Source organism: Aureimonas sp. SK2 (assembly GCF_029813115.1).
In the GTDB taxonomy this organism is placed as follows: domain Bacteria; phylum Pseudomonadota; class Alphaproteobacteria; order Rhizobiales; family Rhizobiaceae; genus Aureimonas.
The window spans coordinates 1-11,705 of sequence record NZ_JAPZDS010000036.1 but is presented as its reverse complement, the minus strand read 5'-3'; the positions used below and the strand labels follow the sequence as shown (position 1 = coordinate 11,705).

Here is an 11,705-nt window from a genome sequence, read left to right as displayed (position 1 = left end):
TGGATGATATCCATCGGGCCGCCTATCATGCGCGAAACGTTGGGAAGTCTCGGCGTCATTTCGACTTTCATGGGCATACGCTCAAGATTGACGGTGAGGTCGTCCGCCCTCTGTTCGTTGTCATGCTTCCCCTAGATCTCGCGCTGACTAGCCCCGGCTTGTCAGGTGCCACCATCTCGCACCGAGCCAGCCGACCTCGACCCGTTCCAGACCGAGACGCTCCGGTTGCACGACGGTCTCGAGGATCGCTGCTGGCAAATCTGTTTCCAGGCAGCCGATCGGCTCGGCGTCCGATGCTCAGCCCGTCAAGCGGATCACGGCCCGGCGTCGAATGTTGCTCAGGTTTTCGAAGCGCATCGCTATTCGCTCTCCTACGGTTCGATGGGGCAGCCATGATGTTCGTGGGAGAGGGAATCTTTTCCGTCCAGGGACGCGGTCGGGGCTCGACGCCGAAAACCTGAGTGTGAGAGCCTTTCACCCATTCTCGACCGCTCAGCGCAGGACGTAAAACGGGAAAGCCGGCCTCCTGACGAAGACCGGCTTTCTGGCATCTTCACGCTCGTTACGCCTGGATGTCCGAACTACACGCGTCGTCCAAATGAACTACCGCGCCAAGAACCCCGACACGGCGACCCCCCAGCCAAGGCAAGGGTGAGGCATATGGATGGCTTCACCGAGGTCAAACTATGCCGACAAATGACCATCCTATGCCTGCATCTTCACGAGATTCGGTGACGCGTCAGGTTTCAGAAGCGAGCCGCCGTTACGAGCAGCCGGAGGTGCTTCCGCAGGTGTCGCACTTCAGGCAGGTGCCGTTGCGGACCATCGTGAAGTTTGAGCACTCGGAGCAGCTGTCGCCGGTGTAGCCCTTCATCAAAGCCTGGGCCCGGCGTTCGGCGCTGGTGGCCTTGGCCGGCGCCTCGACACGCGAGACGTCGCGGGCGGAGGCGGGGTAGGCGAGGGGGCTGTCGAAGAGGCCCTGCGCCGGCGAAGCGTCGGCTGTCGGGGCCGGTTCGCTGAGCGGGGCGGCCTCGTAGTCGCGCTTGAAGGCCGTCGCCTGGTTGCCGGACGACGCTCGGGTCGGGGCGGCCGAGGACGCGACCGTGACCGGCCGGGCGACGGCCGTGACGCTGCCGCCGGGCTTGGATTGTCCGGCGGGCGAGGCCGTGCCCTGCGCGTCGGAGGAGACGAGGCGGAACTTCGCGGTCTGGCCGCGCACCATGCCGCTGGAGATCGGCAGGGCGGCGGGCTTGTCGCCTTCCACGCCGCGGCCGATGGTCGAGGCGCCGAAATCCTCCGGCTGGACGTGGGCAAGGTCGTGGCGGCCGAGATATGAGACCGCCAGTTCGCGGAACACGTAGTCGAGGATCGACGTCGCGTTCTTGATCGCCTCGTTGCCCTGGACCATGCCGGCCGGCTCGAAGCGCGTGAAGGTGAAGGCCTCCACGTATTCGTCGAGCGGCACGCCGAACTGGAGGCCGAGCGAGATGGCGATGGCGAAGTTGTTCATCATCGCACGGAAGGCGGCGCCTTCCTTGTGCATGTCGATGAAGATCTCGCCGAGGCGCCCGTCGTCGAACTCGCCGGTGCGCAGGTACACCTTGTGGCCGCCGACGATGGCCTTCTGGGTGTAGCCCTTGCGGCGGTTCGGCAGCTTCTCGCGCTCGCGCACCACCTTCTCGATGACGCGCTCGACGATACGCTCGGCGATCTCGGTCGCCTGGACGGCGGCCGGGGCGGCTGCGATCGCGGCCGCGGTCTCCTCGATCAGATCGTCCTCGTCGTCCTCGTCCGAGATCAGCGAGGCGTTCAGCGGCTGAGACAGCTTGGAGCCGTCGCGATAAAGGGCGTTTGCCTTCAGCGCGAGCTTCCAGGACAGCATATAGGCGCTGTTGCAGTCCTCGACCGTCGCGTCGTTCGGCATGTTGATGGTCTTGGAGATCGCGCCCGAGATAAAGGGCTGCGAGGCCGCCATCATGCGGATGTGGGACTCCACCGAAAGCGAACGCTTGCCGATGCGCCCGCATGGGCTGGCGCAGTCGAAGACCGGCAGGTGCTCGGCCTTCAGGAAGGGCGCGCCTTCCAGCGTCATCGCACCGCAGACATGGATGTTCGCCGCTTCGATGTCCTTCCTGGAGAAACCGAGGAAGGGCAGAAGTTCGAAGGAGAAGTCGTTGAGCTGCTCGTCGGAGATGCCGAGCACGTCCTTGCAGAAGGCTTCGCCGAGCGTCCACTTGTTGAAAGCGAACTTGATGTCGAAGGCGCTCTTGAGGCCCTCGTTCAGCGCCGCGATCTGATCGTCGCCGAAACCCTTGGCGCGCAAGCTGCCGGGATTGATGGCGGGCGCCTGGTTAAGGTTGCCGTGGCCGACCGCATAGGCCTCGATCTCGGCGATCTGCGCCTCGGAATAGCCGAGCGTGCGCAAAGCCTCGGGAACGGCGCGGTTGATGATCTTGAAGTAGCCGCCGCCGGCGAGCTTCTTGAACTTCACGAGCGCGAAGTCCGGCTCGATGCCCGTCGTGTCGCAGTCCATCACGAGGCCGATCGTGCCCGTGGGCGCAATGACCGAGACCTGCGCGTTGCGATAGCCGTGCTTCTCGCCGAGTTCCTGGGCGAGCACCCAGGCCTGCTTGGCGCGGGCCGAAAGGCGCTTGTCCTTGAGCGAGGCGTGGTCGAGCGGCACCGGATCGACGGCAAGGCCCTCGTAGCCGTTGGCGAGGCCATGGGCAGCGCGCGAATGATTGCGGATGACGCGCAGCATGCCGTCGGCGTTGCGCTCGTAGTCCGGGAAGGGGCCGAGCTCGCGCGCCATCTCCGCGGAGGTCGCGTAGGAGACGCCGGTCATGATGGCCGAGAGCGCACCGCAGATCGCCCGGCCTTCGGCCGAGGAGTAGGGGATGCCGGCGGTCATCAGGAGGCCGCCGATATTGGCGAAGCCGAGGCCCAGCGTGCGGTAGTCGTAGGAGCGCTGTGCGATCTCCTTGGACGGGAACTGCGCCATCAGGACCGAGATCTCGAGCACGATCGTCCAGAGACGGGTCGCGTGCTCATAGGCATCGACGTCGAAGCGGCCGCTGGCTTCCCGGAACTGCAGGAGGTTCATGGAGGCCAGATTGCAGGCCGTGTCGTCCAGGAACATGTATTCCGAGCAGGGGTTCGACGCGTTGATCGCGCCGGCCGCCGCGCAGGTGTGCCAGTCGTTGATGGTCGTATGGAACTGGATGCCGGGATCGGCCGAAGCCCAGGCGGCATAGCCGATCTGGTCCCAGAGCTCTCGCGCCTTGAGGGTCTTGGTGACCTTGCCGGTGGTGCGGCCGATCAGCTTGTGCTCGCCGTCCTGCTCAACCGCCTGGAGGAACTCGTCGGTGACGCGCACCGAGTTGTTGGAGTTCTGGCCGGCGACGGTGAGATAGGCTTCAGAATCCCAGTCCGTGTTGTAGACGGGGAAGTCGATGTCCGTGTAGCCCTGGCGCGCGAACTGGATGACGCGCTTGACGTAGTTCTCGGGAACCTGGGCTTTCTTGGCGTCCTTCACCGCGCGCTTGAGGGCGGGGTTCACGTTCGGGTCGAAGCACTCGTCGCCGGTGCCGCCCTCGCAGTTGACGCAGGCCGACAGGATCGCCTTGAGGTGCTTCGAGACGGTCTTGGAACCGGTCACGAGCGCCGCGACCTTCTCCTCCTCGCGCACCTTCCACTGGATGTACTGCTCGATATCCGGATGGTCGATGTCGACCACGACCATCTTGGCCGCTCGGCGGGTGGTGCCGCCCGACTTGATGGCGCCAGCGGCGCGGTCGCCGATCTTGAGGAAGCTCATGAGGCCCGACGACTTGCCGCCGCCGGCGAGCTTCTCACCCTCGCCGCGAAGCGCCGAGAAGTTGGAGCCGGTGCCCGAGCCGTACTTGAAGAGGCGCGCCTCGCGCACCCACAGGTCCATGATGCCGCCCTCGTTGACGAGGTCGTCGGCGACGGACTGGATGAAGCAGGCGTGCGGCTGCGGGTGCTCGTAGGACGAGGACGAGCGCGTCAGCTCACCCGTGCGGTAGTCGACATAGAAGTGGCCCTGGCCGGGGCCGTCGATGCCGTAGGCCCAGTGGAGGCCTGTGTTGAACCACTGCGGCGAGTTGGGGGCGACCTTCTGGGTCGCGAGCATGTAGGCCAGTTCGTCGCGGAAGGCGCGCGCGTCGTCTTCGGACTGGAAGTAGCCGCCCTTCCAGCCCCAATAGGTCCAGGTGCCGGACAGGCGGTCGAAGACCTGCCGCGCGTCCATCTCCGAGCCGTAGCGCTCGGCTTCGGGAAGCTGGCTCAGCGCCTCCTCGTCGGCGACGGAGCGCCACAGCCAGGAGGGGACGTCGTTCTCTTCGACCTTGCGAAGGGCCTTGGGCACGCCCGCCTTGCGGAAATACTTCTGGGCCAGAATGTCGGAGGCGACTTGGCTGAACTGCGTGGGCACGTCGATGTCGGCCAAGCGGAAGACGACGGAGCCGTCCGGATTGCGGATCTCGCTCGTGGCCTTTCGGAACTCGATGGTGTCGTAGGCGCCCCCGTCGGCGCGCGTGTAGCGGCGGTCGATCTTCATGCCCATCGGTGCATTCCTCGAATTGGAACCCGGTGAAAACGGCGGCAGGCCGATTCTCGGGAAGCTTCAGACGATCGACTTTCGCGGCCTATATCTTGTGTCGGCCTGTCGTTCCTGAAGCTATATATGGTGAGGCGCGGTGAGCTCTGGAGTCTTGACTCAACGCTTATCCACAGGTCTCGGCGATCTATCCCCACCTGGCGCCGGCGTGTCGCATTTCCGTCTTCCCTAAGCATTTGATTCAAATGCCAGGGGCGCGATCCTGATCCGATCGCGCGCGGATCGACAGCCCGAATCAGAGTCTGTGTCGGCAATTCACGCTTTCCACCGCAGCCCTGTGGACAAGCGCGAGCAATCGTTTGGGCAGCCAAAGGCCGCCGCCGACGAACTCAGGTTCCGACAGTACTGGTTGGTCCTTTGGCTTAGCCGGCCGAGCCCTTGGCGATCGGGGCCTGGAACGAGAGACCGAGATCCCAGGGGAAGAAGATCCAGGTGTCCTGGCTGACTTCCGTGATGAACGTATCCACCAGCGGCCGCCCCTTGGGCTTGGCGTAGACCGTGGCGAAATGGGCCTTCGGTAGCATGGCGCGAACCAGGGCGGCCGTCTTGCCGGTGTCGGTCAGGTCGTCGACGATCAGGATGCCGTCGCCGTCGTCCTCGCGAAGAGAGGGGGCGATGTCCTTGAGGACCTGCAACTCTCCCTGTGTGTCGTACTCATGATAGGAGGCGATGCAGACCGTCTCGATGAGACGCGTGCCGAGCTCGCGCGCGATGATGGCCGCGGGCACCAATCCGCCGCGTGTGATGCAGACGATCGCCTTCCACTCCGCCCTCTGTCCCGCCAGCCGCCAGGCGAGCGCACGGGCGTCGCGGTGGAACTGCTCCCAGGAAACCGGGAAGGACTTTTCGGGTGTGGACATGGGCGACGCTCCTGTGGGCTGGGCGTGGCGATAAACCTTCGGCGGGACAGGGGCAAGGCTCGCCGGAACCCCATGCGCAACCCGATCCAACCCTCGGGGTCGAAGGACCGCATGGAATGACACGCAGCTGGGTGAGTAGATGCGGGCGTCCAGTGGCCAAGACATGGAAATTAGATCGATTTAAAGCGGAAGAGGTGGATCGGTAACGCATAAATGCATTTTTCGTGATGTTTCGTTTGGGGTTTTGAGGCCGCCGGGTTGGGTGGTAATTACCGTCTTCTGGGAGGGGGTCAGTCTATGCTTGAACGGGACTACCGAGACATTGTCGGCGGCGCCTTGCTTGCTCTGACGGGCGCCTGGATTGCCTGGTACGCGACAAGTTATCTTGACCTTGGGACGATCCGACGGATGGGGCCGGGCTTGTTCCCGGCCGGGATGGGCGTTCTTCTCGCCCTGTTCGGTCTCGCGATCATGGTACCGGCCTTCTTTCGGACCGGGAGCTTCGAGGAGTTCGAATTCCGTTCCACGGCGGCCGTGCTCGGTAGCGTCGCGACCTTCGCCCTGGTGATCGGCCCGTTCGGACTTCTGCCGGCCATCGCGGCGTTGGTCGTCGTGGCAAGTCTCGCCGAGACGGTGTTCCGGCCTGCGGCGATCCTGGGGCTGATCGTCTGTCTCTCGGTCATGGCCTACCTGATCTTCAGCGTCGGCCTCGGCCTTCCTCTGGCGATGGTGCGGTTCTGATGGACGTCTTCGGCACGCTCGGCACCAATATCGCGCTCGGTCTCAATACGGCCCTTTCCGCTACGAACCTCTTTTACTGCTTCGTCGGCGTATTCCTGGGAACCGTGATCGGCGTCATACCGGGGCTCGGCGCGCTTGCGGCGATCTCCATGCTGTTCCCCATTACCTTCCACCTCGATCCGACGTCTGCGCTGATCATGCTGGCCGGCATCTGGTACGGGACGAGCTACGGGGGGAACACGGCGTCCATCCTTCTGAACATTCCCGGCACGCCCGCGAACGCCGTCACCTGCCTCAACGGATATCCGATGACGCGACAGGGACGGGGCGGCGTCGCGCTGTTGATGACCACGATTGCCTCCTTCGTCGGAGGATCGATCGGCATCGTCCTGATGATGCTCTTCGCTCCGACCATCGCCGCCTATGCCCTGTCTTTCGGCTCCGCCGACTATTTCGCGCTGATGGTGCTCGGTCTGGTCGCCGCCTCCACGATCTCGGACGGCTCGGCGATCAAGGGCCTGGCCATGGTGGTGGCCGGCATCGCCTTCGGAACGGTGGGCATGGACATTTACACCGGAGCCCCGCGCTTCACGTTCGGCAACCTCTCGCTCATGGACGGGATCAGCCTCGTCGCGCTTGCCATGGGCCTCTTCGGCATCTCCGAGATCATCGTCGGCGTCCGTCACGTCTCCACCAACGCGATCGACCGCAGCAGCGTCACGCTCAAGGCGATGAAGCCGACGCGGGACGACCTCCGACGCTCGATCGGACCGATGGCGCGTGGGAGCGGACTCGGCGCCTTCTTCGGCACGCTGCCAGGCACCGGCCCGTCGGTGGCCGCCTTCATGGCCTATGCGGTGGAGAAGCGCCTGGCCAAGGACAAGTCGCGTTTCGGCAAGGGGGCGGTCGAGGGCATCATGGCGCCGGAATCGGCCAACAACTCCGCCGACCAGACGTCGTTCATCCCGACGCTCGCACTCGGCATTCCCGGCAGTCCCACGATGGCGCTGATGCTCGGCGCGCTGATCATCCACGGCATCACGCCCGGCCCGCAGCTCATGACGGAGCAGGCGGGCCTGTTCTGGGGCCTCGTGATGAGCTTCTGGATCGGCAACCTTCTGCTCGTGATCCTCAACGTGCCGCTGATCGGGCTGTGGGTCCGCCTGCTGCTGATCCCTTACCACCTCCTTTATCCCGCCGTGCTGATGTTCATCTGCATCGGCGTCTATACGGTCAACAGCAATCCCTTCGACATCTGGATGGTGCTCTTCTTCGGGGCGCTGGGTTATGCCATGCGGCTGCTGGCCTTCCCCGCCGCACCCCTGCTGCTCGGCTTCGTGCTGGGACCCCTGATGGAGGAGCATTTCCGCCGGGCCATGCTGATTGCGCGCGGCGACCTCATGACCTTCGTCGAGCGACCGATCTCGGGCACGGTGCTCGGGATCACCGCACTGCTTCTCCTGTGGTCCGCCTGGGGCAGTCTGCGGGAGATGCGAAGCGCCCGCGCGGCCGTTCCGACCGCCTCGTGATCACGCCGAGGGGCGCGACCGGATCATAGCCTCGATCTCGGCCCGCGCCGCCTCCAGATGGCCGGCGTCGCGCGCCCGGACGACGAGTTCGGTCGTGTAGCGCTGCCCGTCGAACTTGGGATAGGAACCGATCGCCGTTTCCGGATGGTGCTTCTGAATTTCCCGCAACGGCCCGCCGATGTCTCCCTCGCCGAACGGACAAGGAATCGCGACGCTCAGCATGACCGCCCCGGAGGGAAGGGTCGGCAGGACGTTGTCGAGCATCGCGGTGAAGATGCCGGGCACGCCGGCCATCACGAAGGTGTTGCCGATGCGAAATCCGGGCGCCACAGAGACCGGGTTGTCGATCAGCGTCGCGCCGCGCGGCGTGCGCGCCATGCGCTGTCGGGCATCGGTGTAGGGCAGGGAGCGGCTCTCGTAATAGACCGACAGCCGCCGTTCCGCTTCCGGGTGCGGTTCTACCGCGAGGCCAAAGGCCTTGCCGATCGCATCGGCGGTGATGTCGTCGTGGGTCGGACCGATGCCGCCGGAGGTGAACAGAAAGTCGTAGCGGTTGCGCAGCGCGTTGACCGCCGCGACGATCTCGTCCTCGACATCCGGCACGATCCGCACCTCGCGCAGGTCGATACCCGCCAGGGTCAGAACCTCGGCCAGATGGGCAATGTTGCGGTCCTTGGTGCGGCCCGACAGAAGCTCGTCGCCGATCGCGAGCATCGCCGCCGTATGAACCTTTCGTGTGTCCGTCATCGAATCCCCCTGCCTGTCCGCCAAGCTTTGGGTCGGATTGCGCTGCAAGGGAAGGGCGGCAACGAACGGCCCATCCGGTAAACGGTGCGTCACGATGCGCGCCCCTCGTATTCGTGTCACGCAGGCGCTCTAAGTGCGGCACACGGCGAGGCCCGGACGCCGATGGGTTTTCCGGCACGAGAAGAGGAAGCGATGGCGAAGGTACTGGTTCTCTATTATTCGAGCTACGGACACATCGAGACCATGGCCAAGGCCGTGGCGGAAGGCGCACGCGAGGCGGGCGCGGAGGTGGACGTCAAGCGCGTGCCCGAGACGGCGCCGCCCGAAGTGGTCGCGGCCGCTCACTTCAAGACGAACCACGACTTCCCCGAGGCTCAGCCGGACGAACTCGCGCAGTATGACGCGATCATCGTCGGCGTGCCGACCCGCTACGGCAACATGGCCTCGCAGATGGCCTCCTTCTGGGATCGCACCGGCGGCCTCTGGGCGCAGGGCAAGCTGATCGGCAAGGTCGGCGGCGTGTTCTCGTCCTCGGCCACCCAGCACGGCGGCAACGAGGCGACGATCCTGTCGGTCCATAAGACGCTGCTGCATCATGGCCTGGTGATCGTCGGCCTGCCTTATTCCTTCCAAGGCCAGATGGCCTCGGACCAGATCGTCGGCGGCTCGCCCTACGGCGCCACCACGATCGCCAACGGCGACGGATCTCGCCAGCCGAGCGCGATCGAACTCGACGGCGCCCGTTTCCAGGGCCGCCATATCGCCGAGATCGCGGCCAAGCTCACGGCCTGATGAACCTCTGCCCGGCCTCTCGAACGCGGTGGCCGGGCTTTTTTTGACGAGATGTCAGGCGGGCGAAGCGTCGGTGAAGGCGGGTTCTCCATCTGCCAGAAGCGCATCGCGCAGACGACCCAGCGCGAGATTGTCGCTACGCAGGTGCTGGAGCAGATCGGACGCCTTCTCCTGCTCCCAATCCAGCCACGGGTCGGCATCGGCAGCGGCCAATAGGGGTACGCGCTTGATCTCGGACATCGCTCGATCCTCCTCGAAACGCCTCCAGTGAACCACCCATGAGGAGAGGAAATCACGCCGCCGCGCCGAAGACAAACGAAACTTGCGGAAGTTTTTGCGACAATTCGACAGCCGTCCCAACACCCGCATCCCAAATCGTTCCAAGAACTGTGCGGCATGGCACATTCCGTTTATTTGGTCTGATTTAATACGGAGCCTGTGCGCCTCGATTGGCCGCCGGGCGGCCGGCGGGCCGGATGGTGCAGGCGGCGGGACTCGAACCCGCATGCCACTCGGACAACGAATTTTAAGTTCGTCGCGTATACCATTTCGCCACGCCTGCAACGCGCCGCCCGCTTCTAGTCCGGCGAGCGCGGCGGCGGAAGAGGGCGGCACCGCTTTACAAGTTCGTGTCCATGTCGCATGGAACGGCCAACGGAAACGCGAGGACAGGGGAGCGCGCGATGCCATTTGCTGCTGCGATCGGCGGAGTCCTCCTCCTCATTATCGGCGCCGGCGTCCTTTCGCGCTGACCGCCGCCTGAAAAGCACGGTCGCCGAGAGCACGTCCGGCGGAGACGACACGGCGCAGAATGCGCATCGTCCCAAACCGTCCGACAGGGCTCCAGAGCCCTTCCCGATTCCTTGGGCGCGCCGAAACGGCCATGCGCCCTTCCGCGATAGATGAACCCATGCCGAACGCCGATTTCCAGCCGGGCGTCGAGGCGGCGCTCGCCGCCTTGCGCGACCTGTTTCCCGAAACGCCGCTTCAGCTCAACGAGCACCTGTCCCGCCGCTATGGCGCGCGCATCTTCCTGAAGCGCGAGGACCTGACGCCGGTCCGCTCCTACAAGATCCGCGGCGCCTTCAACTTCATGCGCAAGCGCATCGAGGCCGGGGACGCGGCCGCCAGCTTCACCTGCGCCTCCGCCGGCAACCACGCGCAGGGTTTCGCCTTCGCCTGCAAGCATTTCGGGCTGAAGGGACGGGTCTTCATGCCCGTGACCACGCCGCAGCAGAAGATCGCCAAGACACGCATGTTCGGCGGTGACGCGATCGAGATCGAACTCATCGGAGACATCTTCGACGAAAGCTACGCGGCCGCGCGGCGCTATGCCGAGGAGAGCGGCGCCGCCATGGTGCCGCCCTTCGACCATGCCGACATCGTGGAAGGCCAGGCGACCGTCGGGCTCGAAGTCATGCGCCAGCTCGGCGGCGAGCATCCCGAGATGCTGATCCTGCCCGTCGGCGGCGGCGGACTCGCTTCGGGCATGACCAAGGTGTTCGACGGTCCGGCTTCGCCCGACATCCGCCTGGTCGAGCCGCTGGGCGCGCCGAGCCTGCGCACCAGCCTGATCGAGCGCCGACGCGTCCGGCTTGATCAGGTGGACGGGTTCGTCGATGGCGCCGCGGTTGCGGAGATCGGGGCGCTGCCCTTCGAGATCCTCAGCCGCTTCACGCCGGAGCACGTGCTCCTGTGCCCCGAGGGGCGGCTCTGCCAGACGATGATCGAGATGCTCAATGTCGAGGGCATCGTGCTGGAGCCGGCGGGCGCCCTTGCGATCGACGCGTTGCGGGCGCTGGGGCCGGAGGTGCGCGGCAAGACCGTCGTGCTGGTGGTCTCGGGCGGCAATTTCGATTTCGAGCGCTTGCCGGACGTCAAGGAGCGTGCGCTGCGCTTCGAGGGTCTGAAGAAGTACTTCATCCTGCGGTTGGCCCAGCGCCCCGGAGCGCTCCGCGACTTCCTGGACCTGCTCGGACCCGAGGACGACGTGGCGCGCTTCGAGTATCTCAAGAAGTCTGCTCGAGACTTCGGTTCGATCCTTCTCGGTATCGAAACGCGGCGCGCGGAGAATTTCGACACGTTGCTCCACCGTTTTGCCGCCGCCGGCATCCGATACCAGGACATCACCGACAACCAGATCATGTCGGACCTCCTGATCTGATCGATCGCAAAGGGCTGCCCGATCCGGGCAGCCCTTTTCGTTCGCACCCCGTCGTGACGGGAGGGGCGGGGAGGGGAGGGGAGGGGGATGCGGCGCTCCCCGAGACGCCTCGCGAGAAAGAGGTGTGAGCGCCTTCGGTGGCTTGATGACGCTGGAATGACGGAGTCAACGACACCTAACCCGCTGATCAGATGACTCTTTCCAAATTTTCACATCCCCTAGCGATTTTCCTT

Annotated in this window: 8 protein-coding genes and 1 tRNA gene; 4 read left to right on the top strand and 5 right to left on the bottom strand. The window is 65.0% G+C overall.

Annotation, left to right across the window (positions count from 1 at the left end):
- Positions 1-763 precede the first annotated feature (763 nt).
- Together O5O54_RS21880 and gpt are read right to left on the bottom strand one after the other, a co-directional pair.
- Complete coding sequence (locus O5O54_RS21880) at positions 764-4,579, bottom strand: vitamin B12-dependent ribonucleotide reductase (protein WP_279483969.1); 3,816 nt, start codon at positions 4,577-4,579, stop codon at positions 764-766.
- A 422-nt stretch (positions 4,580-5,001) separates the two neighbouring features.
- A complete protein-coding gene (gpt, locus tag O5O54_RS21875) occupies positions 5,002-5,499 on the bottom strand; it encodes a xanthine phosphoribosyltransferase (RefSeq protein WP_119539614.1) in 498 nt (165 codons plus the stop codon).
- Positions 5,500-5,796: 297 nt separating this feature from the next.
- Here gpt and O5O54_RS21870 point away from each other — a divergent pair, with 297 nt between their 5' ends.
- Complete coding sequence (locus O5O54_RS21870) at positions 5,797-6,240, top strand: tripartite tricarboxylate transporter TctB family protein (RefSeq protein ID WP_279483967.1); 444 nt, start codon at positions 5,797-5,799, stop codon at positions 6,238-6,240.
- Positions 6,240-7,769, top strand: a complete 1,530-nt coding sequence (locus tag O5O54_RS21865; RefSeq protein WP_279483966.1) for a tripartite tricarboxylate transporter permease — start codon at positions 6,240-6,242, stop codon at positions 7,767-7,769. Before O5O54_RS21870 ends, O5O54_RS21865 begins: the two co-directional genes overlap by 1 nt.
- On the opposite strand, the gene O5O54_RS21860 is transcribed toward O5O54_RS21865, so the two are convergent.
- Positions 7,770-8,516: a competence/damage-inducible protein A gene (locus O5O54_RS21860; RefSeq protein ID WP_279483965.1), complete on the bottom strand. Its 747-nt coding sequence runs from the start codon at positions 8,514-8,516 to the stop codon at positions 7,770-7,772. It lies immediately after the preceding gene.
- Positions 8,517-8,708: 192 nt separating this feature from the next.
- On the opposite strand from O5O54_RS21860, the gene wrbA reads away from it, so the two are divergent.
- Positions 8,709-9,308 carry an NAD(P)H:quinone oxidoreductase gene (wrbA, locus tag O5O54_RS21855; protein ID WP_279483964.1) on the top strand — a complete coding sequence of 200 codons (600 nt, stop codon included), beginning with the start codon at positions 8,709-8,711 and terminating at the stop codon, positions 9,306-9,308.
- A 54-nt stretch (positions 9,309-9,362) separates the two neighbouring features.
- Here wrbA and O5O54_RS21850 read toward each other — a convergent pair whose 3' ends face one another.
- A complete protein-coding gene (locus O5O54_RS21850) occupies positions 9,363-9,548 on the bottom strand; it encodes a hypothetical protein (RefSeq protein ID WP_279483963.1) in 186 nt (61 codons plus the stop codon).
- Positions 9,549-9,785: 237 nt separating this feature from the next.
- Positions 9,786-9,870, bottom strand: a tRNA-Leu gene (locus O5O54_RS21845).
- Between the two features lie 348 nt (positions 9,871-10,218).
- Between O5O54_RS21845 and ilvA the strand changes: the two genes are divergently transcribed.
- Positions 10,219-11,472, top strand: a complete 1,254-nt coding sequence (ilvA, locus tag O5O54_RS21840) for a threonine ammonia-lyase IlvA (RefSeq protein ID WP_279483962.1) — start codon at positions 10,219-10,221, stop codon at positions 11,470-11,472.
- Positions 11,473-11,705: the final 233 nt, after the last annotated feature.